Origin of the sequence: Streptomyces sp. NPDC046821, from assembly GCF_040645335.1 — a bacterium.
Lineage (GTDB): Bacteria > Actinomycetota > Actinomycetes > Streptomycetales > Streptomycetaceae > Streptomyces.
Map to the genome: position 1 here is coordinate 273,995 of NZ_JBEYYB010000007.1, position 23,814 is coordinate 297,808.

The 23,814-nt window shown below is 71.2% G+C and carries 18 protein-coding genes; 11 read left to right on the forward strand and 7 right to left on the reverse strand.

Annotated features, from left to right (window positions below):
• Nucleotides 1-20: 20 nt before the first annotated feature.
• On the reverse strand, nt 21-1,562 hold the full coding sequence (locus ABZ893_RS16345) for a CehA/McbA family metallohydrolase (protein ID WP_361403153.1): 1,542 nt from the start codon (nt 1,560-1,562) through the stop codon (nt 21-23).
• A gap of 171 nt (nt 1,563-1,733) precedes the next feature.
• Here ABZ893_RS16345 and ABZ893_RS16350 point away from each other — a divergent pair, with 171 nt between their 5' ends.
• Together ABZ893_RS16350 and ABZ893_RS16355 are read left to right on the forward strand one after the other, a co-directional pair.
• On the forward strand, nt 1,734-2,564 hold the full coding sequence (locus tag ABZ893_RS16350; protein WP_361403156.1) for an LLM class F420-dependent oxidoreductase: 831 nt from the start codon (nt 1,734-1,736) through the stop codon (nt 2,562-2,564).
• Between the two features lie 146 nt (nt 2,565-2,710).
• Nucleotides 2,711-5,311 carry a bifunctional FO biosynthesis protein CofGH gene (locus tag ABZ893_RS16355; protein ID WP_361403159.1) on the forward strand — a complete coding sequence of 867 codons (2,601 nt, stop codon included), beginning with the start codon at nt 2,711-2,713 and terminating at the stop codon, nt 5,309-5,311.
• Between the two features lie 60 nt (nt 5,312-5,371).
• On the opposite strand, the gene ABZ893_RS16360 is transcribed toward ABZ893_RS16355, so the two are convergent.
• Entirely contained in the window at nt 5,372-6,793 is a 1,422-nt protein-coding gene (locus ABZ893_RS16360) for an FG-GAP-like repeat-containing protein (RefSeq protein ID WP_361403162.1), read from the reverse strand.
• Between the two features lie 280 nt (nt 6,794-7,073).
• On the opposite strand from ABZ893_RS16360, the gene ABZ893_RS16365 reads away from it, so the two are divergent.
• Nucleotides 7,074-8,213, forward strand: a complete 1,140-nt coding sequence (locus ABZ893_RS16365) for an ADP-ribosylglycohydrolase family protein (protein ID WP_361403165.1) — start codon at nt 7,074-7,076, stop codon at nt 8,211-8,213.
• A gap of 73 nt (nt 8,214-8,286) precedes the next feature.
• Here the strand turns inward: ABZ893_RS16365 and ABZ893_RS16370 are convergent, their stop codons facing one another.
• Nucleotides 8,287-9,069, reverse strand: coding sequence for an SDR family oxidoreductase (locus ABZ893_RS16370; protein WP_361403168.1), 783 nt, complete (start codon nt 9,067-9,069; stop codon nt 8,287-8,289).
• Nucleotides 9,070-9,160: 91 nt separating this feature from the next.
• Here ABZ893_RS16370 and ABZ893_RS16375 point away from each other — a divergent pair, with 91 nt between their 5' ends.
• Nucleotides 9,161-10,000, forward strand: coding sequence for a hypothetical protein (locus tag ABZ893_RS16375; protein WP_361403171.1), 840 nt, complete (start codon nt 9,161-9,163; stop codon nt 9,998-10,000).
• Between the two features lie 228 nt (nt 10,001-10,228).
• Here ABZ893_RS16375 and ABZ893_RS16380 read toward each other — a convergent pair whose 3' ends face one another.
• The 3 genes from ABZ893_RS16380 to ABZ893_RS16390 form a co-directional block, all read right to left on the reverse strand.
• The gene (locus ABZ893_RS16380) at nt 10,229-10,438 is read right to left on the reverse strand and encodes a DUF397 domain-containing protein (protein WP_361403174.1); all 210 of its coding nucleotides are present in this window, start codon (nt 10,436-10,438) and stop codon (nt 10,229-10,231) included.
• Nucleotides 10,439-10,696: 258 nt separating this feature from the next.
• The gene (locus ABZ893_RS16385; RefSeq protein ID WP_361403177.1) at nt 10,697-11,554 is read right to left on the reverse strand and encodes a helix-turn-helix transcriptional regulator; all 858 of its coding nucleotides are present in this window, start codon (nt 11,552-11,554) and stop codon (nt 10,697-10,699) included.
• A gap of 246 nt (nt 11,555-11,800) precedes the next feature.
• Nucleotides 11,801-12,538 (reverse strand): GPP34 family phosphoprotein, encoded by a 738-nt coding sequence (locus tag ABZ893_RS16390; protein WP_361403180.1) that lies wholly within the window; start codon nt 12,536-12,538, stop codon nt 11,801-11,803.
• A 192-nt stretch (nt 12,539-12,730) separates the two neighbouring features.
• Here ABZ893_RS16390 and ABZ893_RS16395 point away from each other — a divergent pair, with 192 nt between their 5' ends.
• Together ABZ893_RS16395 and ABZ893_RS16400 are read left to right on the forward strand one after the other, a co-directional pair.
• The gene (locus ABZ893_RS16395) at nt 12,731-15,280 is read left to right on the forward strand and encodes a D-alanyl-D-alanine carboxypeptidase (protein WP_361403183.1); all 2,550 of its coding nucleotides are present in this window, start codon (nt 12,731-12,733) and stop codon (nt 15,278-15,280) included.
• 172 nt (nt 15,281-15,452) lie between these two features.
• A complete protein-coding gene (locus ABZ893_RS16400; RefSeq protein WP_361403185.1) occupies nt 15,453-17,330 on the forward strand; it encodes an MFS transporter in 1,878 nt (625 codons plus the stop codon).
• 51 nt (nt 17,331-17,381) lie between these two features.
• Here the strand turns inward: ABZ893_RS16400 and ABZ893_RS16405 are convergent, their stop codons facing one another.
• Nucleotides 17,382-18,551 carry a sulfite oxidase gene (locus ABZ893_RS16405; RefSeq protein ID WP_361403188.1) on the reverse strand — a complete coding sequence of 390 codons (1,170 nt, stop codon included), beginning with the start codon at nt 18,549-18,551 and terminating at the stop codon, nt 17,382-17,384.
• A gap of 193 nt (nt 18,552-18,744) precedes the next feature.
• On the opposite strand from ABZ893_RS16405, the gene ABZ893_RS16410 reads away from it, so the two are divergent.
• From ABZ893_RS16410 to ABZ893_RS16430, 5 genes are all read left to right on the forward strand, one after another.
• Nucleotides 18,745-20,136: an FAD-binding oxidoreductase gene (locus ABZ893_RS16410; protein WP_361403190.1), complete on the forward strand. Its 1,392-nt coding sequence runs from the start codon at nt 18,745-18,747 to the stop codon at nt 20,134-20,136.
• A gap of 230 nt (nt 20,137-20,366) precedes the next feature.
• Nucleotides 20,367-20,888 (forward strand): hypothetical protein, encoded by a 522-nt coding sequence (locus ABZ893_RS16415; protein ID WP_361403580.1) that lies wholly within the window; start codon nt 20,367-20,369, stop codon nt 20,886-20,888.
• Between the two features lie 86 nt (nt 20,889-20,974).
• Entirely contained in the window at nt 20,975-21,817 is an 843-nt protein-coding gene (locus ABZ893_RS16420; protein WP_361403193.1) for a DUF4097 family beta strand repeat-containing protein, read from the forward strand.
• A 179-nt stretch (nt 21,818-21,996) separates the two neighbouring features.
• On the forward strand, nt 21,997-23,013 hold the full coding sequence (locus ABZ893_RS16425) for an ATP-binding cassette domain-containing protein (protein WP_361403196.1): 1,017 nt from the start codon (nt 21,997-21,999) through the stop codon (nt 23,011-23,013).
• On the forward strand, nt 23,010-23,813 hold the full coding sequence (locus ABZ893_RS16430; protein WP_361403199.1) for an ABC transporter permease: 804 nt from the start codon (nt 23,010-23,012) through the stop codon (nt 23,811-23,813). Before ABZ893_RS16425 ends, ABZ893_RS16430 begins: the two co-directional genes overlap by 4 nt.
• Nucleotide 23,814: the final 1 nt, after the last annotated feature.

Genomic DNA, 23,814 nt, shown 5'->3' on the forward strand with positions numbered 1-23,814 from the left:
GCCAGGCCCCCTGCGGACTCCTACGCGCCCAGGAACACCGGATTCGTGAACGCCGCCATCGGCCCAGGCAGGCCCGGGATCGGCGGCGCGTGGCGGACCTCCGCGCGTACGTAGGCCGCGTTCGCCGCCGTCGTGCGCCACTCGGCGGTGCCCGCACCCGCACCCGTTCCCGACTCCGGGAGCGCGGGCGTGGTGAACAACGTGCCCTGGTCCGTAGCGAGATGGAGCGTGCAGCCCGGCGCGCCCTTCACCTCCAGGTGGACGGTGACCGGGGTGTCCGGGTCCACGGCGAGGCGTTCGCCGATGCCCGCGTGTTCGCCGTGCGCGCCCGACGCCGTGAACGTCAGCTCGACGGACTTCGACTCGGCGACGTAGGAACGGCCCGCCTTGATGCCCGCCTGGATCGCCTCGCGCGTCAGGTCGTCGGCCAGGACGACGGTCTGGGGGCCGCCGACCCGGTCGGGGTCGCGATGGGCGTCGCTGTTGCCCATCGCCGGGATCCACTGATTGCCGCCTCCGCGAACGGACGCCACGAGCGTGTTGTCCCAGTCGAGCAGGGAGACCTCGTCGTCCGGGCCGTACGTGCCGTTCCACACCTCGACCGCGTCCGCCTCGCCGAAGCCGAACTTCCAGTTGCAGCCGATGCAGGTCGCGTGAGGATGGGCCGGGACGACGAGACCGCCCGCCCTGCGGACCTCACGGGCGTACTTGCCGAAGCGGTTGTCGCGGGCGCGGTACCGCCAGTCGACGAACGTGCCGGGGTCCGTGCCGAGCGCCACCACGTGGCCGTTGCGGGTCGTGATCTCCTCGCCGAGCATGATCAGCAGGTCGTCGCCCGCCGCGTCGGCCCAATGGGCGTGCGCCGAATGGGTGTTGTGGTCGGACGAGTTGATGAAGTCCAGGCCCGCCGCGCGGGCGAGCGCCGCGATCTCGGCGGGGGTGCGCCTGCCGTCCGAGAACCACGAGTGCAGATGGCAGTCCCCGCGGTACCAGGCGCGGCCCCGTCCCTTGGCGCGTGAGGGCGGGTACACCGGGCGCGGGGTCTCGCTCTGTGCGCCGTATGTGAGCGTGACCGTCAGCTCGTACGGCAGGCCCTCGGGGGCGACCGTGTACGGGCCGAGCGCGATGTGCCAGGTGCCGGGGCGGACGGGGCCGGGGACGTAGCCGGGCGTCGCGTCGTCCGCGCGGACGAAGAACTCGGAGCGCGCGCCGCCCGACCAGCCGCGGAACCCCTGGCCGCCGAGCGCGGTGCCGCGTTCGTCGAAGACCCCGATGTCCAGGGCGTTGTTCTGCGTACCGGCCGGGACGGTGGCCTTCGTGTACGTGTAGGAGACGCGGAACTCGCGGACGCCGTGCGGCACCTCGACGGGTACGTACACGTAGTCGGGCGCGCCCGGAGGGAGCGTCCCCTTCAGCGTCCTCGTCGTCTGCGTTCCGTCCGCCGGTGGGCGGCCGTCGGCCGCGCTCGCGAAGCTCACACCGCCCAACGTAAGGGCGGTGGCCGCTCCCGTCACGAACAGCGCGCGTCTGCCGAGGCCGGTCGTGGTGTGGTCGTCGCACATGCTGTGGCTCCCCAGGGTGTCGGGACGTCGTTCCGGCTGTGCCGTGGGTGGTGCACGCAACTCTGCTATCGACCCATGAACTCCCGTGCAAGGGAAGGGAACTGGTGCCTTACGCCCGTCCGCTCCGCGTAGTCCGTGGACGCGCCCCGGGCGGGCCGGTAGGAATGCCCCATGCGGATCTCGACCACGATTTTCCTGACCGACGAGACCATCACTCCGGTGCGGCTCGCGCGCGAGCTGGAGCAGCGCGGGTTCGCGGGCCTCTACCTGCCGGAACACACCCATATCCCGGTGGAGCGGGCGACGCCGTTTCCTGCCGGGGGCGAGCTGCCCGCCGAGTACGGCCGCACGCTCGACCCGTTCGTGGCGCTCGGGCAGGTCGCCGCCGTCACGGAACGGCTCGGGATCGGTACGGGTGTCGCGCTGATCGCCCAGCACGACCCGATCGTCCTGGCCAAGCAGGTCGCGACCCTCGACCACGTCTCCGGCGGCCGGTTCACGCTCGGCGTCGGCTTCGGCTGGAACGTCGAGGAGGCCGCCGACCACGCGGTCGTCTGGCGCACCCGGCGCGAACTCGGCCGCGAGCGGATCCACCTCATGCGGGCTCTGTGGGCGCAGGAACCGACCGCGTACGACGGCGAGTTCGGGGTGACGGTGCGGGCCAGCCACGCCCACCCGAAGCCGGCCGGGGGCGCGCCGCGCACGCTGCTCGGGGGAGCGGCGGGCCCGAAGCTGTTCGGGCAGATCGCCGAGTACGCGGACGGCTGGCTGCCGATCGGCGGGCGCGGCCTCACCGAGTCGCTGCCCGTTCTTCGCGCCCGCTGGGAGGAGGCGGGCCGCGACCCTGCCGCTCTCCAGGTCGTCCCGTACGCGGTCCTGCCGAGCCCGGGGAAGCTCGCGCACTACGCCGAACTCGGCTGCGACGAGGTCGTGCTGCAACTGCCCCCGGCGGACGAGCGGTCCGTGCTCAAGATCCTCGACGAGTACGCGCAGTATCTGTGAGCGCGTTCTGTGACCGGGTGACCGGGTGGCCGGGCGAACCGCCCCCGTCACCCCCCGTGACCTGGAGCGAAACGTGTGCGCCGAGTGATTCCGCGCACGTCAGCGCGGCGCAGACGTCATCGGCGGGCGCTCGTATCCTTCGGACCATGACTGATCCGGAGGCTGTACGACCCACCGCCAACGCGATGCGCCGCGCGTTGAAGCGGTCCCGCGACGGCGTCGCTCTCGACCTGGCCGAGGCGGCGGTACTGCTCCAGGCCCGCGGGGACGACCTGCGGGACCTGACGGCGTCCGCCGCGCGGGTGCGGGACGCGGGGCTGAGAGCCGCGGGCCGGCCGGGTGTCATCACGTACTCGAAGAAGGTCTTCATCCCGCTCACGCGGCTGTGCCGGGACAAGTGCCACTACTGCACGTTCGTGACCGTCCCCGGCAAGCTGCGCCGGGCCGGGCACGGGATGTACCTGTCGCCCGACGAGGTCCTCGACATCGCGCGGCGCGGCGCCGAGCTCGGCTGCAAGGAAGCCCTGTTCACGCTCGGCGACCGGCCCGAGGACCGCTGGCCCGAGGCCCGCGAATGGCTGGACGCGCACGGCTACGACGACACGCTCGCCTATGTACGGGCCATGGCGATCCGCGTCCTTGAGGAGACGGGCCTGCTCCCGCACCTCAACCCGGGCGTGATGACCTGGACCGACCTCCAGCGACTCAAGCCCGTCGCGCCGTCCATGGGCATGATGCTGGAGACGACCGCGACGCGCCTGTGGTCCGAGCCCGGCGGCCCGCACCACGGCTCGCCCGACAAGGAGCCCGCCGTCCGGCTGCGCGTCCTGGAGGACGCCGGCCGCTCCAACGTCCCGTTCACGACGGGCGTGCTGATCGGCATCGGCGAGTCCTACGAGGAACGCGCCGACGCCCTCTTCCAGCTCCGCCGCATCCAGCGCAGCTACCAGGGCATCCAGGAAGTCATCGTCCAGAACTTCCGGGCCAAGCCCGACACGGCGATGCGCGGGATGCCGGACGCCGAGCTGGAGGAGCTCGCCGCGTGCATCGCGGTGGCCCGCCACATCCTCGGCCCGTCCGCCCGCATCCAGGCCCCGCCGAACCTCGCCGACGCGGAGTACGCGCTGCTGATCGGCGCGGGCATCGACGACTGGGGCGGGGTGTCGCCGCTGACCCCGGACCATGTGAACCCCGAGCGCCCCTGGCCGCACATCGACGAACTCGCGGAGAGGACCGCCGACGCGGGATTCGAGCTGCGTGAACGCCTCACGATCTACCCGGAGTTCATCGCGCGCGGCGAGCCCTGGCTGGACCCGCGTCTCCTGCCCCACGTACGGGCCCTCGCCTCACCGGAGACGGGCCTCGCCGACGAAGAGGCGCGTCCGGCGGGTCTGCCCTGGCAGGAGCCTGAAGAAACGTTCACTGTCTCCTCGGGCCGTACGGACCTGCACGCCACGATCGACACGACGGGCCGCACGTCCGACCGCCGCGACGACTTCGACGAGGTGTACGGGGACTGGGAGGCGCTGCGCGAGCAGGCGAAGCCCGGCATGGTCCCGCAGCGCATCGACGGCGACGTGCGCGCCGCGCTCGCGACGGCCGCCGACGACCCGACGAAGCTCACCGACGACGCGGCGCTCGCCCTGCTGCACGCGGACGGCCCGGCCCTCGACGCGCTCTGCGGCATCGCGGACGACATCCGCAAGTCGGTCGTGGGCGACGACGTCACGTACATCGTCACGCGGAACATCAACTTCACGAACGTCTGTTACACCGGCTGCCGGTTCTGCGCCTTCGCGCAGCGCCGCACGGACGCCGACGCCTACACGCTGTCCCTGGAGCAGGTCGCCGACCGGGCCGCGCAGGCGTGGGACGTGGGCGCGGTCGAGGTGTGTATGCAGGGCGGCATCCACCCGGACCTGCCCGGCACGGCCTACTTCGACATCGCGCGGGCGGTGAAGGAACGCGTCCCCGGGATGCACGTCCACGCCTTCTCCCCGATGGAGGTCGTGAACGGCGCGACCCGCACGGGCATGTCGATACGCGACTGGCTGAGCGCCGCGAAGGAGGCGGGACTCGACTCGATCCCCGGCACCGCCGCCGAGATCCTCGACGACGAGGTCCGCTGGGTCCTCACCAAGGGCAAGCTGCCGACGGCGAACTGGGTCGAGGTCATCAAGACCGCGCACGAACTCGGCATCAGGTCCTCGTCCACGATGATGTACGGGCATGTGGACCAGCCCCGGCACTGGCTCGGGCACTTCCGCACGCTGGCGGAGATCCAGCACTCGGCGCTCGACAAGGGCGTGGAGGGCTTCACGGAGTTCGTGACGCTCCCGTTCATCCACACCAACGCCCCGGTCTACCTCGCGGGCATCGCGCGCCCCGGCCCGACCGCCCGCGACAACCGGGCCGTCACCGCCATGGCCCGTGTACTGCTCCACCCGTACATCCGCAACATCCAGACGAGCTGGGTGAAGCTGGGCACGGAGGGCGCCGCCGAGATGCTGCGCTCGGGCGCGAACGACCTGGGCGGCACGCTGATGGAGGAGACCATCTCCCGTATGGCGGGCTCGAGTTACGGCTCGTACCGCTCCGTCAAGGACCTGATCACGATCGCGGACGCGGCGGGCCGCCCGGCGAAGCCCCGGACGACGCTGTACGGGGAGGTGCCGGAGGAGCGGCAGCGGGCGGCGGGGGCGTCGGACGGGCATCTGCCGGAGCTGCTGCCGGTGCTGGGGGACTGACGCAGGTGGTGGTGCGGGGCCGAGTGGTGACCCCGCACCATTCTCCGGTCGGAATCCGGGTCAGCGTCCGCCCAGGTCCTGGCCCAACTGGGCGTTCTTCTCCGGCACATGGACGGCCGCCGGGCCGAACGACGTGATGCTCTTCGTCGTCAGGCCGGCCGCCGCGCCGCGCAGCACCCACGCGGCGCCGGAGTCGGTGTACGTGCCGTCCTCCAGAGGCGCGGCGGCGGCCAGGTCGGCCTTGCCGTCGCCGTTCAGGTCCTGGAGCACGACCTGCTGGCCGAACCCGTCGCCCTTCTCCGACTTGCCGGGGACCCCCGCCGTCGACTGGTGGAACGCCTGTGCGCCCGTGCCGGACAGCCCACCGCGTCCGCCCTTGAGCAGGACGACGGCGCCCGCGTCCTTGACGCTGCCGATGGCCTCGCCGGGCACGCCGACGGCGATGTCCGCGTAACCGTCGCCGTTCACGTCGCCGGCCGACAGGTCGGAGCCGAACATGTCGCCGCTCTCCCCGACGCCGGGCACGCCGGGAGTGTCCTGCGTGATGGTCTTCGTGCGGGTCGTCGAGGGGCCGTCGGGCGTGCCGTACATGACGAGGACGGTGCCCTTCTCGTACGGGATGTCCTCGTAGTTGCTGCCGATGTCGTGCACGACGAGGTCGCCGTACCCGTCGCCGTCGACGTCACCGATCGCGCCGCGGAACGACGAGGTCAGGGACTTCGCGGTGTGCGAGACGCCGTTCTTGCCGCCCTTCCAGAACTTGGAGGCGTAGGCCATCTCCTCGAAGCCGTGGCTCGTGACGATGTCGTCGGCGCCGTCGCCGGTCACGTCCCCGACGACGATGTCGCCGGGCCCGAAGGTCTGGCTGGTGACGATGGAGTCCTGGCTCGCCGGCTTGCCGGTCGCCCGGTCGAAGGGGCCGTACGAGATGGTCATCCCGGCGTCGTCGTTGTCGGGGTCGTCGCTGCTGGGGTAGTCGTCGGTGACGAGGTCGCGGTGCCCGTCCCCGTTGAAGTCACCGACGGCGAACATGCCCGTCGAGGTGGGCAGCGCGACACTGCCCGTGCCGCTCAGGCCCTGTGCGGAACCCCACAGCACGACGCTGGGCTTCCCGTCGATCCCGGCGACGACGAGATCGGTGTACGAGTCCCCGTCGAGGTCGCCGGTGGTGACGCGCTCCCCGAAGTAACCGCCCTGTGCGGCGGTCCCCGGTATCCCGGCCGTGGACCGGGTGAACACCTTGGCGTGGGCGATGTCGGGCCCGGACTTCGAGCCGTACACCACGGACACGGCGCCCGCGGTCGGCTGCCCGGACACCGTGGCCCCCGGCGCGCCGAGCACGAGGTCGCCGTACCCGTCGTGGTTGAAGTCGGTGGCGGGGACGCGTGGGGGCAGCGGGGCGGCGCTCGACGCGGTCGACGTGAGCGCGAGCGGTGCGGTGAGCGCGAGGGTGGCGAGGGCGGTCACAAGGGTGCGGCGCACGGTTCGTCTCCTTCTGGGCCTTCTGGGTGTCCGGTCGGGTGGGTCCGGGTTACTGAGAGGGAGACGTGCGGCGGCCGGGAGGGGTTGTACGCGCTTCTGTTACCGCCGGTTCAACGCGGCTTTAATCAGATCACCGTCCGGTTTGCGGAAGAAAATCGGGTGAAGTGGTCTCAAGGGCGACTTCGCCTGTGGTGCTCGTCAAAGGTCCCCGCCGGTCCCGTCGATTACAGTGCTGCGCAGTCGTCGCACGCGTAACGAGACCCGGAGGGGAGCGCTCCCCGTGGCAGCCCCACTGACGCCCAGACAGGGCCGGACTTCATCCACCGTTTGGGGCCGCGCCGAGCAGCAGGACTTCCGCAGCCGGGTGCGCGGATCCCTCATCGGGACCGCGCTCGGCGACACCCTCGGGGCGCCGCTCGCCGGCCTCTCCCTTGAGGAGGTCAGGAAGGAGCACGGCGATGAGGGCCTGAGCGATCTGGCCCCCGCGTACGGGCGCCGGGGCGCCGTCACCGCGGCCACCCAGCAGGCGCTGTTCACCGTGGACGGGCTCATAAGGGCGCAGGTGCGGCGCGACACGGGCGCCTGGCACCCGCCGACCGACGTGCACCGCGCCTATCTGCGCTGGGCCGCGACCCAGCGCGACTGGGGCCCGGACGAGCGGCGCAAGGAGGACGGCTGGCTGGCCCGCGAGGAGTGGCTGTACCAGCGGCGCGGGCCGTCCCGCGACTGCCTCCTCGGCCTCGGCAACGACGTGATGGGCACGCTGGACAAGCCGAAGAACGAGTCGGCGACCGGTCCGGCGGCGGCCGCCCGCTCGGGCCCGTTCGGGCTGCTCGTCGGCTGGGAGCCGCAGCTCGTCTTCCAGCTCGCCGCCGAGTGCGCGGTCCAGACGCACGGCGCGCCCGCGGCCTACCTGTCGGCGGGGGCGTACGCGGCGGTGGTGCACGGGCTCGCGCGCGGCGAGAGCCTGGACGGTGCCGTGCAGCGCGCCCTCGCCCTGCTGGCCGCGCGCCCTGGCCACCAGCCCGTCACGGACGCCCTCAAGCACGCGGTGGGCGCGGTCCGGCAGGGGATGCCGTCGGCGTCCCGCGTCGACGAACTCGTGGGCGAGGGGGACGCGGAGGGCGCGCTGGCCGCCGCTGTTTACTGCGCTCTGGTCGGCGAGGACATACGGCACGGCCTGTGCCTCGCGGTGAACCACGGCGGCCCGTCCGAGGCGACCGGCGCGCTGTGCGGGGGCCTGCTCGGCGCCCTGCACGGCGAGACGGCGCTGCCGCCGGGGTGGGTCACGGAGCTGGAGGGCCGAGCGACGGTACTGGAACTCGCGGACGACTTCGCGATGGAGATGACGCAGGGCCCGGCGCTGCACAGCCCGGCGGAGTCTTCGCCGGGGTGGCTGGAGCGGTATCCGCGGGCGTGACGGTTCCTCGGGCGTGACCGGATGGTGGGCGGGCGGCGCGTGCCGCCCGCCCGCTCATGGACCGGCGCATGAACTAGCGCACGAACTCGCCCGCGTTGACCAGCAGCGACTGGCCGGTGATGGCCCTGGCCATGTCGGAGGCCAGGAACACGACGGCGTTCGCGACGTCCCCGTCCGTGGCCAGCTCGGGCAGCGCCATCTGCTTGGTGATCCGCCCCAGCACCTCTTCCTGCGGTACGCCCTCGGTCTGCGCGGCGTACTGGACGTACCCCTCGACCGGCGGGCCCCACATCCAGCCGGGCTGCACGGTGTTGATCCGCACGCGGTGCCGGCCGAGCTCGCGCGCCAGCTGGTACATCGCCGAGGTCAGCGCGCCCTTCGAGGCCGCGTACGCCGTCTGCAGCACCTGCGTGGACGGGGCTATCGACGACTGGGTGCCGATGATGACGACGGAGCCGCCGCGCTCTTTGAGGGAAGGCAGACAGGCGCGGGTCATCTTCAGGGTGCCCATGAGGTTCACGTCGACGACCTGCTGCCAGGTCGCGAAGTCGGCGTCCTCCAGACCGCCGAAGTGGGTGTCCAGGGCGGCGACATGGACGACGGCGTCCACTGTGCCGAACCGCTCGCGCCCGAGCGCCACGAGGGCGTCGCACTGGGCCTCGTCGGTGATGTCGGTGGGCGCGTAGGCGGTGTGCGTGCCGTCGGGATCGAGTTCGGCGGCGGCCTTGGCGAGGTTCGCCTCGGTGCGGGCGCCGAGCACGGCGTTGCCTCCGTCGCGCAGGACGGCCGCGACGACCTGTTGGCCGAGCCCCGCTCCGACCCCCGACACGACAACTGTCTTTCCGTTCAGCAGCATCCGGTCGCCTCCGGGCTCTGGCAGTTTTTCTGACGGGGCGTCAGAGTAAAGCGGTCGGGTGAAGGTTGGAAGAGGAAGGCAGGGGAGCATCGTGAGCGAGGACACGAGGAGTGAGGTCTACGGGGAGCTGGCGTCCGTCGGCCCGTACGGGGTACACCCCGGGCACGCCCTGATCACCATGGTCGAGCCGCACCCGGGGCATGAGTACGCGTACAACCGCTGGTACGAGGACGACCACTTCTACGCGGGCGCGATGGCGATGCCGTGGATGTACTCGGGGCGGCGCTGGGTGGCCCCGCGCGAGATGCAGCTCATGCGCTACCCCGAGAAGTCGGCGGTCGCGCAGCCGGTCACCGCGGGCTGCTACATCTCCACGTACTGGATCACCGACGGCCGCTACGACGACCACATGAAGTGGACCGTCGGCATCAACAAGCGCCTGAACCGGGACGGCCGCGTCTATCAGGACCGTACGCACGTCTTCACGGCGTTCCAGGACCACGAGGCGACGGTCTACCGGGACGGTGCCGCCGGCCCCCGCGACTACCACGCCCTCGACCACCCCTACAAAGGCCTGGTCGTGGAGGTGATCGACGCGGAAGGGCCGGAGCAGCGCGCGGAGTTGCTGGAGTGGCTGCGCTCGAGCCACCTCCCGAAGCGCATCGCGGGCTCCCCGGCGGCCATGGTCACGGTCTTCCGCCCGACCCCGCTCCCGGGCGACCGGATGGCGTACGTGAAGCAGGTCGAGGGCGTCGACACCCGCCTGACGCTCCTGTGGTTCCTGGAGGAGGACCCGAAGGACTGCTGGGACCAGCACTTCACCGGCCTGGACACGGCGGTGGAGGAGGCGGGCCTGGGGAGAGTGGAACTGGTGGCCCCGTTCATCCCGACGGTGCCGGGGACGGACAGGTACGTGGATCAGCTGCGCTGAGCGTGAGAGAGCCGTAGGGGCGCGCCGGTGTCGAGGCGCCGAGCGCGCGGGGCCCGACGAAGGAGGGTCGAGCACGGTCGGTGACTCGACACCGGCACGGGCGCCCCGGAGGCGAACGAACCAAAAAGAGGAAACCAACAGCCCTCTCGGCTAGGACGGCGAGCCAGTCGAGAGGGCTTTTCGGTGGTGCGGTGGGGTTGTGTCATGGCGGGCATACGCCCGTACCCGTCAGGCGGCGTCGAACGCGCCCCGGGACACCTCGCTCACGAACGAGTTCCATGAGTCGGGGGCGAAGCCGATCGAGGGCCCTTCGTGGACCTTCGAGTCCCGCACCGCGATCGCGTGCAGGAGGGGCGACTTGACCTCGACGCACGCGCCGTTACCCGTGGAATAGGAGGACTTGGTCCAGGAATTCGTGGCGCCCTGCTGGATTGCCATGTTTGCTCCGGTTCAGCCAGTGGTCGAATTGCTGCCACCGCTTCTGTGAAGCGGTTTGCGCCAACGTGGTGCTTGATGGCGTGATCGACGCTACTCGCCAAGTTGGATGGGGGAAGGGGCCATTCACTCGACCGGATGGCATATTCCAGTGGGGTCTTCCGCCCCGCGGCGGCGAAGGTGTACCGTGCGGCGCCCTTCGCCCGCGGGGCGGATTCCAGCCCGTTCCGGAGCCGGAATTCCCGATCTTTCCGGATCTTTCTAGAGCGCGTACTCCTGGGCGATCTTCGCGATGAACTGTCGGGATTGCTCCACATTCAGAGCCTGTGCCCGCAGATGCTCGTACATCACGCTGTACTTCTGAACGTCATTGGCTTTCTCCAGGTAGAGATCGCTGGTGACGCCCTCGATGTAGACGACGCTGGAATCGGCGGCGTCGGGGAACTCCAGAATCGCGTACTGGCCGTTGAGGCCGGGGTGCGCGCCCATGTCGAACGGGATGACCTGGACGGTCACATGGGGCAGCTGGGACTGCTCGACGAGATGCTCCAGCTGCTCGCGCATGACCTCGCGGCTGCCCACGACGCGGCGCAGCGCGGACTCGTCGAGGACGGTCCACAGGCGCAGCGGGTTCTCGGGGGCGGCGATGCGCTCCTGGCGGCGCACGCGGACCTGGACGCGCTTGTCGATGTCGGTGGTCGTGGTCTCCGGCAGGGCGCCGGTGATCAGCGTCTCCGCGTAGGCCCGGGTCTGGAGCAGACCGGGCACGACCTGCGGATCGTAGACGCGCAGGCTGGCCGCGTCGGTCTCCAGGCCGATGTAGACGCTGTACGGGATGTCGCCGAAGGAGTGCCACCAGCCTTGCTGGCGGGAGTCCTTGGCCATCTGCATGAGGGAGTCGACGATGCGGTGGTCCTCGACCTCGTAGACCCCGCACAGGTCGCGGACGTCGCGCTGGCTGATGCTGCGCCGTCCGTTCTCGAGCCGGCTGATCTTCGACTGCGAGACCAGGAGCCGCTCGGCCACCTCCTCGGCTGTCATGCCTTTGAGCTCGCGGAGCCGGCGCAGCTCCTGGCCCAACCGGCGTCGCCTGACGGTGGGATTGACGTTGGACGCCACGGGACGTGCACCTCCGGCTGCGTGCCTCTGTGATGTTTGCGTATCTTGCGAATCTGCTGCTCAGCAGATTGCCACCCCGGGCTTCATACCGCTGGGAAACGGCGGATATGCGCATCGGACACGACAGTTGAGGACACGCACGCGGCCGCGCGGGGTGCCGGTCCGGTCCGTCACATGGACGTCCGGATCCGGCACCCCGCGCGGCTCAGCGGTTACGGGTGCTGCGTGGTGCTCTGGTGGTGCGGGTCAGTGCACCCCGGCGCGGGCCATCGACCCGTGCCCGTGGTGCGGCTGCATCGGAACCCTCGCGGGCTCCGCCGCTCCCCGTCCCGGCTGGGCCGGGCTGCGGCGCGGCTGAGCGGCCACACCGTTCTGGACGTCCATCACGGCGTGCGCCACGAGGCCGCCCATGGGGTCGTGCCTGATCAGATCCCGCAACCGGGAGCGGGACGATCGTCCCTCGTTCCCCGGGTACAGGTGCTTGCCGAGTCCGACCGCGTGGGCCAGCGCGGCGAGCGCCGCGGTCCGTGGGTCCGGCGGTACGCCGGTACGGATCGCACTGTCCAGCCGGGTCCTGATCTCCCGGCTGATCGCCGTGTCCGTCGCCTGGTAGCGAGTCGTCGGCAGTACCCCGCACATCTGGCCGGCCACGGCATGGACCATGCCGCACCTCTCCAGATGCGAGAGATATGTCTGGCGCAGCCCCAGCCGGGGCCCGCCGATCCAGTTCACTGCACGCACCGGTGTGCCGCGCCTTCGCAGCAACTCCAGCGCGCAGTCCAGTGTCGGATCTCCTGTCGGCCGTGGTGCCACCACGGCGATACGATCCCCGTCTGGGGCTATCCGTCCGGCCAGCGCCAGCTCTACTAGCTGTGCTCCGGCCAGACCTAGGTCGAGCGACTGCGGCTGCGCTGTGGTACCCGTGGCCGGGTCCAGAGCGAGCAACAGAAGCTCCTCCGGAATTGTTCTGCGGCTCCTGCCCATCCATGCCTCCCCGCGTGGATGAATGACAGGGTGACCCCTCTCACAATGGTCTGTCGAGAGTGCGTGGGTGCTTTGGGAGGGAACCGGCACGTATGTCGTTCTCGTCTACCACGAGGGCTCACCCCCCACACGGGACACTGGTACATGGTTCGGACAGCGGCGTAGCGCGTGGCGCGTAGCGAGGAGGCATCGGTGGCGGGGACCCCCGACAGGTCGGAGCAGCAGGAGTCGTCGGGCGGAGGGGCCCCGGAGGAACGCGACCCGCGGCTCGCGATGGCGATGAAGTCGCCGGAGCGGGCCGATCAGGCTACGGCCGTGTTCTCGGTACGGGATGTTCCGACGGCGGGGGCGGATTCCGGGCCGGCGGAGGAATCGGATTCGGCGGGGCCGGATTCGGTGGTCTCGGATTCGGGCGAGGCTTCTGCTGAGGGTTCGGTGGCGGTTTCGGAGGATTCGGAGTCGGGGTCGGAGACGCAGTCTGGGGCGGGTTCGGTTTCGGAATCGCGTTCGGATTCCGATTCCGGTGCCGATGCCGGTGCGGAATCGGGCGAGGGTTCGGAGGCGGCGGCTGACGCCGATGCCGGTTCCGGTGAGGAGCCGGGGGACGCGCGCCTGCGTGCCGCTGTGGCGGCGTGGGTGGCGGGTCCGCGGGACGGCTCCGCCGATGACGCGACTCCTGAGACGGCGGAGGGCGCTGAGGGCTCGGAGGAGCGTGAGGCCGAGGGCGAGCAGGACGAGGCTCCCGCTGCCGAGGACGAGCCCGAGGCTTCGGACGCCTCTGAGAAGGCCGAGCCGGCCGATGCCAAGCCCGAGGCTGAGGCCTCGGACGCGTCTGAAGAGCCGGCCGACGACGCGGAGCCCGCTGACGCGAAGCCGGAGGTCGAGGCGAAGGCTGACGCCAAGCCGGAAGCCGACGACAAGGCTGACGCCGACGAGGAAGCTGACGCGGAGGCGAAGACCGACGCCAAGTCGGACGCCGACGACGAGGCCGACGCGGATCCGAAGGCCGACGCTGACGCCAAGCCCGAGGACAAGGGCGACGCCGAGCCGAAGGCCGACGCCAAGCCCGACGCAGACGACAAGGCCGACGCCGAGCCGGAGGCCGACGCCGACGCGAAGGCTGACGCCAAGCCCCCCGTCGACCAGGCCACCGCCGTCTTCAAGGCCGTCAAGCCGCCCGTGAAGCCGCCGGTCGACCAGCCCACCCAGATGCTCAAGGCCTCCGACGTCAAGGCCTCCGGCGCCGACGCCAAGGCGGAAGCGAAGGCCGACGCCAAGGCCAGCGCCAGCACCGACGCCAAGCCCAGCGCCGACCCCAAGACCAGTCCCAAGCCCGACCCCGAGTCCGAGCGCGCCAGCAAGTTCGTGCCGCTCAAGAAGGCTCACCTGGGTGGGTCCGGTTCCGCGCCGGAGGCGGCCGCGGCGGAGCCCGAGCGGACCACGCAGCAGCCGTTGCCGCCGCGCCCGCCGCTCGACCTGCTCGCCGAGCTGACGAACACGCCGCCGCCCCCGGAGACCCGGGTCCGTACCGCCGTGCGGCGGGTCAAGATCTGGACGCCGGTCGTCGTGCTGCTCGCGATCGTGTTCGCGGTCGTGCAGGCCGTGCGCCCGCTGCCCACGCCCACGCTCGCGCTGACGGCGAAGCCGACGTTCACGTTCGACGGGAGCAAGGTGTCGCTGCCGTGGCCCGGCGAGGGCCAGGGCTGGATGGACGTCAGCGGCATCGGCTCGATGGACCACTTCGGCGCGCAGAAGCCCGTACCGATCGGGTCCGTGGCGAAGGCCATGACGGCGTACGTCGTGCTCAAGGACCACCCGATGAAGCCGGGCGCGGACGGGCTGTCCATCACGGTGGACGCGACCGCCGAGAAGGAGGGCGGTTTCGACTCCGCGGGCGAGTCGACGCTGAACACCGTCAAGGCGGGGGACAAGCTCAGCCAGAAGGACGCGCTGTCGGCGATCATGATCCCGTCGGCGAACAACATCGCGCGGCTGCTGGCCCGTTGGGACGCCGGGTCCGAGGAGGCGTTCGTCAAGAAGATGAACGCCGCCGCCAAGGACCTCGGCATGACCGGCACGACGTACACGGACCCGTCCGGGCTGAAGGAGACGACCGTCTCCACTGCCCATGACCAGGTGCTTCTCGGCAACGAGCTGGTGAAGATCCCCGCCCTGATGGCGATCACCAAGCTGCCGACGTGGAAGGACCCGTCGGGCAAGGTCTGGCAGAACTTCAACCGCCTGGTGCCGTACAACAACGCCATCGGCGTGAAGACCGGTTCGACCACGAAGGCCGGCGGCAACCTGCTGTTCGCCGCGACCAAGGACGCCGGCGGCGAGACCGTGACGGTCGTCGGCGCGGTCCTCGGGCAGCACAAGCCGTCGATCATCGACACCGTCAACGCCGTCAGCAAGACGGCGATGCTCGCCGCCCAGGACGCCGTGAAGGCCTCGTCGATCCTCAAGCAGGGTGACGTCGTCGGGTACGTGGACGACGGGCTCGGCGGGCAGACCCCGATCGTCGTGGACAAGAACGTTTCGGCGGTCGGCTGGGCCGGGCTCACCGTGAAGCTGGAGCTCACCGACGGCGCCACCGCCATCCCGCACCAGGCCAAGGCCGGGACGAAGGTCGGCGTCCTCAAGGTCGGCGACGGCGCGGGCGGAGCGGTCGAGGTCCCCGTCAGCCTCCAGAAGAACCTCGCGGAGCCGGGCTTCGGAGCGAAGCTGACCCGGGTCGGCTGATCCGAACGGACGCCACAGCAGGGCCACATGGCGCGGGGCGCCGGGGAGCAACCCCCGGCGCCCCGCGCCATGTCGCGTGCTAGCGTCGCGAGACCGGGCAGCACCGGGACGCATCCCAGGGCGACCCCTTCGGATTCCCGGTTGGGAACGACACCTACGGGGAGTGCCTTCAGTGGCAGCTGCGGAGCGGACACGCGCCGGCGACGAGTCAGGCGGTGCCGGGGAGACCGGCGCCGGTTCCGGCGTCCGCACGGACACCGCCCCGCGAAAGAGCCCCGGCGAACCGGGCTCCGCCTCGTCTTCCGCCACCGTCGGCCGCTTCGCCCGGAGCCCGTTCGGGCGTTTCCTGCTGCACCCCGTCACCCTCGTCACCGTCGTCGCCGCGATACTGCACGTCGTCTGGTTCTTCACGTTCGCAAACAGTGGCGGGGACCTCGCGGCACAGGACGCGTGGGCCGAGTTCGTCGGCCGGCACCCGGATTCGGCGTACAACCTCGCCTGGTACGGCGGGATGCACCCGGTCTCGTACAGCGTCGTGTCGCCGTATCTGATGTCCGCGCTCGGGGTGCGGACGACGATGATGATCGCCGGGACCGCGTCCGCCGCGCTGCTCACGATGATCCTGATGCGCAGCCGGGCCGTGCGGGAGCCGGTCTGGCCCGCGCTCGCGGGGGTGTACGCGCTGCTGTGCAACGCGGCGTCGGGGCGGGTCACGTTCGGGCTCGGCATGATGTTCGGGCTCGCGGCCGCCGCGACCGTGTTCTGCTGGCCGTACCGCTGGCGCTACAAACGCTGGGCGAAGGCCCTGTGCGCGGCGCCGCTCGCGGGGATCGCGACCCTCTGCTCGCCGGTCGCGGGCCTGTTCGTGGGTCTGGTCGCGGTGGCGCTGTTCCTGCAGAAGCGGCGGCCGGGCGCGTACGCCCTCGGGCTCGCGCCCACCGCCGTCGTGGTGCTCTCCGCCTGGCTGTTTCCCTTCTCCGGCACCCAGCCGATGTCGTTCGGCTCGACCGTGATCCCGATCGCGCTCGGCGTGCTGTGCTGCGTCCTCGTACCGAAGCGGTGGAAGACCGTCCGGATCACGTCGGCCGTCTACGCCCTGGCCGTCCTGCTCACCTGGCTGATCAGCTCGCAGATCGGCTCCAACATCACCCGGCTCTCGATGCTGTTCGCGGGCGTGGTGCTGCTGGCCGCGCTGCCGTTCGCGGCGCCGCGCTCGCGCAAGTGGTTCGCGCTCCTGCTCGCGTTCGCCGGGTTCACCGTGTGGATCGGCTACAAGACCGTCGACGACATCGTCCACACGACGCCCGCCGCGTCCTGGGCCCACGAACTCGCCCCGCTCGTCAACGAGCTCCAGCAGGTCGGCGCCGAGCGCGCCCGCGTCGAGGTCGTCCCGGCCCGCTCCCACCGCGAGGCGTCCGCGCTCGCCCCGTACGTCAACCTGGCCCGCGGCTGGAACCGCCAGGCCGACATGGAGCGCAACCCGCTCTTCTACGACGACACGCTCAACTCGGCGAACTACCACGAGTGGCTCACCCGCTGGGCCGTCCACTACGTCGTGCTGCCCAAGGGCGAGCCGGACGGGGACGGCGGCCAGCGGGAGCGCGAGCTGGTGAAGTCCGGGCTGCCGTATCTGAAGCAGGTGTGGGGCGACGCCAACTGGCAGCTGTTCGAGGTGAAGAACCCGAGCCCGCTCGCCGAGCCGCACGCCGTCGTGGAGCAGGCCGAGCAGGGCGAGTGGATCATCAAGGTCGGCAAGCCCGGCGTGATCCTCATCCGCATCCCGTACTCGCCGTGGCTCAGCCTCGTCGACGCCCACGGCAAGAGCCTCGAGCCGCCGCGCGAGACCGACGCGTCGAAGGCGGCACGCGAGGAGAACGACAGCCTCCCGAAGGCGTACGAGAACATCAACGGCTGCCTCACGCAGACCGAGCAGGACGCGTCCGGTGACCGGTGGACGGAGCTGGTCGCCCCGAAGGCGGGCATCTACCGCCTCGCGTCCCCGTACCAGCTGCCGCGCGGCACGCCTTGCCCGGACGAGCTGAAGCCGTAGTCATGTGCCGGGCGGGGGGCAGGGGACCGGGACGCGCTGAAGCCTTAGGGGTTATCCGGCCGGGCAGTGGACCGGGACGCGCTGGACGAGGTTGTTGCCGAAGCCGCCGCGGTTCCACGGCTGGGTGAGCGGCTGGGTCCGGCCGTGCTCGTCGGTGGCGCGGGCGCTCAGGACGTGGTCGCCGGGGGTTGGCATCCATGCGTACTCCCAGCGCCGCCAAGCCGTGGAGTGGCCGTCCGGCGGGGCGAGTTCGGCCTCGTGCCAGGACGCCCCGTCGTCCGTCGTCACCTCGACGCGCGCCACCGGGGCGAAGCCGGACCAGGCCCGGCCCTCGACGCGTACCGGTCCCGGCCGCAGCACCCGCGTCCGGGACATGAAGTCGGGGAATCCGGGAGGGACGAGCAGCGCGCGCGGCAGGATGCGCGTGACGGGCTCGCCCGGGTCGTCCGCGTCCTGCCGGAAGCGGTACGCGACCGCCTGCTGGAACCCGGTGAAGGGGGCGTCGACCAGCGTGATGTCCCGCAGCCACTTCACGTGCGCCATCCCGTACCAGCCGGGCACGACCAGGCGCAGCGGGTAGCCGTGCTGGGGCGGCAGCGGCTGCCCGTTCATCGCGTACGCCACGAGCACGTCCGGGGGCAGCGGGGCGAGGGGCAGGCTGCGCCGGTAGTCCTGCTCGACGCCGCGCTCGATGCCGTGGTCCGCGCCGGTGAAGACCGCTTCGACGGCGCCCGGCCTGACCCCGGCGGCGTCGAGGAGCGCCTGGAGCGGGACGCCGGTCCACTCGGCGGTGCCGACGGCCTCGACGAGCCAGGGCTGGCTGACGGGGCGGGGCGTGAGACGGGCGCGGCCGTTGCCCGCGCACTCCATCGTGACGCGGTGCGTGACGGCGGGCAGTGACCGCAGGGCCGCCATGTGCAGGGTCAGCGGGGACTTCACGAGGCCGCCGACCGAGAGCGTCCAGTCGTCGGCGTGCGCGTCCGGGATGTCGTAGTGGACGAGGACGTAGTGCAGCCCAGGTGGCGTGACGTCGTAGCGGAGGGCTTCCAGGGGGAGGCCGTGATTGCGGGTGGTGAGGGCGAGTTCGTCGTACGAGATGGGCTCGCCGTCGGCGGCTACGCGGGCGGGGGCGCTGACGGCGGCGGGCGTTCCGGTGTGGTCCGGGGAGGGCGCTTCGGTGGGGTCCGGAGCGTCCGTACGGTGCGTGGCTTCGCGGTCCATGTGTTCATCGTGCGCCGCGATTGCGGGCCCTGCCGGGCGGGCGGATCCTGGAAGAGCAAGCCCGCGCGCGATCGAGACGTGCCGTGGCGGGACGGGGGCGCCCGGACGCCGGCGCACAGAGCCGCTCACCGACGCCAGCCGACAAGGGCGAGGGGGAGTGAACAGCGGCCGGTGCTGCGCCGAGGAGTGCGCCATGAACGACACCGTTCTCGATTTGATGAGGGCCGAGCTGCGCGGACCGGTCATCGGCCCGGAGGACGCGCGGTACGACTCGGCCCGTGAGATCTACAACGCGATGATCGACCGGCGTCCGGCCGCACTCGTGAGGTGCGCGGACGCCGGTGACGTGATGTCCGCGGTCGACTTCGTCCGCGACCACGAACTGGAGCTCGCCGTGCGGGGCGGCGGGCACAGCGGCGGCGGCCTGTGCCTGGTCGACGGCGCGGTCACGGTCGACCTGTCGCCGATGCGCTGGGTCCGGGTGGATCCCACGGCGAAGACGGCCTGGGTCGGCGGCGGGAGTCAGCTGGGGGACCTGGACCACGCGGCGCACGCGTTCGGGCTCGCGACGCCCGCCGGCATCATGTCGACGACCGGCGTCGCCGGCCTCACCCTGGGCGGCGGCCACGGCCACCTCACCCGCAAGTACGGCCTGACGATCGACAATCTGCTCGCGGTGGACATGGTCCTCGCGGACGGCAGCTTCGTCACGGCGAGCGAGTCGGAGAACGCGGACCTGTTCTGGGCGCTGCGGGGCGGCGGCGGCAACTTCGGCATCGCCACGGCGTTCAAGTACCAGCTGCACTCGGTGCACACGGTCGGGGTCGGGATCAGCCTGTGGCCCATCGAGCGGATCCATGAAGTCATGTCGTGGTACCGGGAGTTCCTGCCGCAGGCGCCGGAGGACCTGAACGGGTTCTTCGCCATCCTCACCGTCCCGCCGGGCCCGCCGTTCCCGGAGGAGATCCAGAGCCGGAAGATGTGCGGCGTGGTGTGGTGCTGGACCGGTGACCTCGTCCGCATGGACGAGGCGGTCGCGGGGACCGCCGAACCGGGCCCGCCCGCCTTCCAGTTCACGGCACCGATGCCGTACCCCATGCTCCAGAGCATGTTCGACGAGCTGATCCCCAAGGGGCTTCAGTGGTACTGGCGGGGCGACTTCTTCGACCGTGTCACGGACGAGGCGATCGACGTGCACGCCAAGTTCGGCGAGAACCTGCCGACGGCGCTCTCGATGATGCACATGTACCCGGTCGACGCGGCCGCGTCCCGGGTGCCGGCTGACGCGACGGCCTGGGGTTACCGGGACGCGGTCTGGTCGGGGATCATCGGCGGCATCGACCCCGACCCGGCCAACGCGGAAGCGGTCAAGGAGTGGGCGGTCTCGTACTGGCAGGAGCTGCATCCGTACTCGATGGGCGGCGCGTACGTGAACTTCATCGGGGCCGACGAGTCCCAGGAGCGCGTCCGGGCGACGTACCGGCAGAACTACGCGCGGCTCGCGGAGGTCAAGCGGGAGTACGACCCGCGGAACCTGTTCCACGCGAACCAGAACGTGGAGCCGGCGGTGGTGCGGGCGGCGTAGGGGTTCGGAGAGTTCAAGGGGTGGCGTCGGAGTGGCGCTGCTTGGTGCCATGTGATGCCAAGTGGTGCCACTGGGGGCTTGTGGGGTGGTGGTGTGCTGCGTGGCGCCATCTTGATGCACATTGATGTCAGCTCGTTTTTGCAGGTCAGGGCGCTTGTACTGGTCACGGCTCACTATTGGCACCCCTAAGGGGTTGCAAGTGGCGCCACTATGGTGCCACTATGGCTCACATGGACCTCACCCCGTACGTCGACAACCTCCGCCGCGAACTCGCGGTGGCCGCCGAAGCCGGTGGCGAAGAAGCCCGCGAGCTGGCCGAGCGGCTCACCGCCCCGCTGGAGTCGGCGACCCGCCTGACGATGCTCAACGTGCTCTCCGCCGCGATGGACGAGATCACCCGTGAACTCGCCCCCGGCTCGGTCGACGTACGGCTGCGCGGTCTCGACCCCGACTTCGTCGTGACGGCGCCGCCGCGCGACGAACCGGCCGGCGCCGAGACCGTACCCGCGGAGCCGCTCGACGCACCGGCCCCGGCACCCGCCGACGGTGACGAAGGCGGCACCGCCCGCGTCAACCTCCGCCTCCCCGCCCACCTCAAGGCGCGGGCCGAGGAGGCGGCCGGCCGCGAGGGCCTGTCGGTCAACGCGTGGCTGGTACGCGCCGTGTCGGCCGCGGTCGACGGCGGCGCACGGCCCCGTACGACCGAGAAGGCCCGCACGATCGGTCAGAACTTCACGGGCTGGGTGCGCTAGCCGCCGCCCCGCCCCTCACCTCACGCTCCACTTCGCCCGGCGTTTCACCCGGAATTTCACCTGAGACTCAAGAGGACGGAACAGCCATGCCTTCTTTCGCCACTCCCGAACCGATCTCGGTCACCGCCCACGTGGGCGCCGGCTCCCTCCGGCTGACCGCGAGCGACCGCACCGACACCGTCGTCGAGGTGCTGCCGGCCAACCCGAAGCGCGACAAGGACGTGAAGGCCGCCGAGCAGACCGAGGTCACGTACGCCAACGGCGTCCTGACCGTCAGGACGAAGGAGCGCCGCATCATCGGCCCGAGCGGCATCGTCGACGTCGAGGTCGAACTGCCCGCGGGCTCCGAGATCGACGTCACCGGCGCCTGGGTCACGCTGTCCGGCGAGGGCCGGCTCGGCAGGGCCCGGGTCAAGACCTCCGGCGGCGACGTCCGCCTGGACACGACCGGGCCGCTCAGCGTGACCGTCTCCCACGGTTCGGTCTCCGTCGACCGGGCCGAGGGCGCGGCCGAGGTCACCACCAGCAGCGGCACGCTGCGCCTCGGTACGGTCGGCGGCCCCGCCACCCTGAAGAACTCGCACGGCAGCACGATCGTCGGCGCCGTCCTCGGCGACCTGCGGGCGAGCGGCGCCTACGGCGACATCGAGATCGACCGCGCCGAAGCCTCCGTCACGGCCACCGCCGCCCACGGCTCCCTGCGCGTCGCCGAAGTCGTCAACGGCGCCGTCCAGTTGGAGACCTCGTACGGGGCCATCGAGGTCGGCATCCGCCAGGGCACCGCCGCCTGGCTCGACGTCAACTCCACGCGCGGGCAGGTCCGCAACACGCTCGCCGCGTCCGAGGCCCCCGGGGAGACCGAGGACAAGGTCACCGTCCGCGCCCGCACGAGCTGGGGCAACATCGACATCCGCCGGGCGAAGGCCTGAGTCCGCGTTCGCGGGGCGGAGGAGTACAGGGCCCGCGACCACGGGGGCGGAGGCCTGAGGGTCGCCCCGCCCCCCCGGTATCCAAGTCGCTTGTCAGAGCGACTACTTGACGCCACTTCATGGCGCGCCGCACCACACCACACCCCACCGTCCCGCACGCCTTCTCACAGGAGAAGCCCATGCCTTCATCTGTCATGCCCACGCCCAGGCACGTCGACGGCCGGCAGGTGCCCGTCGCAGCCGTCTCCGCCGTCGGTCTGCGCAAGTCCTACGGCGACAAGACCGTCCTCGACGGCATCGACCTGCACATCCCGGCGGGCACCGTGTTCGCCCTGCTCGGCCCGAACGGCGCCGGCAAGACCACCACCGTCCAGATCCTGTCGACGCTCATCAGCGCCGACGGCGGCCAGGCCCAGGTCGCGGGCCATGACCTCGCCACCGCGCCGGAAGGCGTCCGGTCCGCGATCGGCGTCACCGGACAGTTCGCCGCGCTCGACGACCTGCTGACCGCCGAGGAGAACCTGCTCCTCATGGCCGACCTGCTGCGCCTCGACAAGCGCGAGGGCCGCAAGCGGACCAGGGAACTGCTCGAACGGTTCGGCATCGCGGACGTCGCGGGCAACCGCGCCGCGACCTTCTCCGGCGGTATGCGGCGCCGCCTCGACATCGCCATGACACTCGTCGGCGACCCCCAGGTGATCTTCCTGGACGAGCCGACGACCGGGCTCGACCCGCGCAGCCGCCGCACCATGTGGGAGACCGTGCGCTCGCTGGTCGCGGGCGGCGTCACCGTCTTCCTCACCACTCAATACCTGGAAGAAGCCGACCAGTTGGCCGACCGGATCGCCGTCCTCGACGGCGGCCGGATCGTCGCCGAGGGCACCGCCGACGAACTCAAGGCCCAGATCCCCGGCAGCCACGTACGCCTGCGGTTCACCGAACCGGACGAGTACGAGCGCGCGGCCGGCGCCTTCCCCGGCGCGGCCCGCGACGACGAGAACCTCGCCCTGCGCGTGGCGGGCGACGCCGGACTCGACGCGCTGCGCGCCCTGTTCGACCGGCTCGACGCCGCCGGTGTCCGCGCCGCCGACTTCTCCGTGCACACCCCCGACCTGGACGACGTGTTCCTCGCCCTGACCGGCGACGGCGCGCCCGGTTCCGGATCCGCCCTTCACATCAAGGAGACCCTGCGATGAGTACCGCGACGAGCACCCTCACGTACGCCGTGCACGACTCGATGACGATGCTGCGGCGCAACCTCAAGCACGCGCTGCGCTACCCCTCGGTATCGCTGGGCCCGGCCATGATGCCGATCCTGATGCTGTTCCTGTTCGTGTACGCCTTCGGGGACACGATCGGCGCCGGTCTTCCGGGCGCGGGCGGCGGCCGGGACGCGTATCTGGCGTATCTGACGCCGGGCATCCTCATCATCGGCGTGGCGGCCGGGGCGATGTCGACGTCGATCGCGGTCTGCCAGGACATGACCGAGGGCATCGTCAACCGCTTCCGCACCATGAACATCACGCGCTCGTCGTTCATGACGGGCCATGTCGTCGGGTCCGTCATCACGACGCTGGTGAGCCTGGTCCTGGTGGTGGGCGTGGCCCTCGCGCTCGGCTTCCGGCCCGACGCGAACCCCCTCGAATGGCTGGAGGCGGCCGGTCTTGTCACGGCGATCGCGTTCGCGGTGGCGTGGCTGTCGGCGGCGCTCGGGCTGATCTCCAAGACGGTCGAGTCCGCGAGCAACAAGCCGCTGCTCATCCAGTTCCTGCCGTTCCTCGGCTCGGCGTTCGTGCCGGCCGCGTCGATGGCGCCGGGCCTGCGCTGGTTCGCGGAGAACCAGCCGTTCACGCCGATGACGGAGACGCTGCGCGGCCTGCTGACCGGCTCCCCGATCGGGAACGACGGCTGGATCTCGCTGGCCTGGTGCGCGGTCATCGCGCTCGTCGGCTACGTCTGGTCGCGCTCGCTCTTCAACAGCTCGACCAAGCGCTGAC

Excerpts from the sequence above, each read along its gene's own strand:
- ABZ893_RS16345 (WP_361403153.1), bottom strand. The coding sequence starts at position 1,562 with ATGTGCGACGACCACACCACGACCGGCCTCGGCAGACGCGCGCTGTTC.
- ABZ893_RS16350 (WP_361403156.1), top strand. The coding sequence starts at position 1,734 with ATGCGGATCTCGACCACGATTTTCCTGACCGACGAGACCATCACTCCG.
- ABZ893_RS16355 (WP_361403159.1), top strand. The coding sequence starts at position 2,711 with ATGACTGATCCGGAGGCTGTACGACCCACCGCCAACGCGATGCGCCGC.
- ABZ893_RS16370 (WP_361403168.1), bottom strand. The coding sequence starts at position 9,069 with ATGCTGCTGAACGGAAAGACAGTTGTCGTGTCGGGGGTCGGAGCGGGG.
- ABZ893_RS16380 (WP_361403174.1), bottom strand. The coding sequence starts at position 10,438 with ATGGCAATCCAGCAGGGCGCCACGAATTCCTGGACCAAGTCCTCCTAT.
- ABZ893_RS16390 (WP_361403180.1), bottom strand. The coding sequence starts at position 12,538 with ATGGGCAGGAGCCGCAGAACAATTCCGGAGGAGCTTCTGTTGCTCGCT.
- ABZ893_RS16405 (WP_361403188.1), bottom strand. The coding sequence starts at position 18,551 with ATGGACCGCGAAGCCACGCACCGTACGGACGCTCCGGACCCCACCGAA.
- ABZ893_RS16410 (WP_361403190.1), top strand. The coding sequence starts at position 18,745 with ATGAACGACACCGTTCTCGATTTGATGAGGGCCGAGCTGCGCGGACCG.
- ABZ893_RS16415 (WP_361403580.1), top strand. The coding sequence starts at position 20,367 with ATGGACCTCACCCCGTACGTCGACAACCTCCGCCGCGAACTCGCGGTG.
- ABZ893_RS16420 (WP_361403193.1), top strand. The coding sequence starts at position 20,975 with ATGCCTTCTTTCGCCACTCCCGAACCGATCTCGGTCACCGCCCACGTG.
- ABZ893_RS16425 (WP_361403196.1), top strand. The coding sequence starts at position 21,997 with ATGCCTTCATCTGTCATGCCCACGCCCAGGCACGTCGACGGCCGGCAG.
- ABZ893_RS16430 (WP_361403199.1), top strand. The coding sequence starts at position 23,010 with ATGAGTACCGCGACGAGCACCCTCACGTACGCCGTGCACGACTCGATG.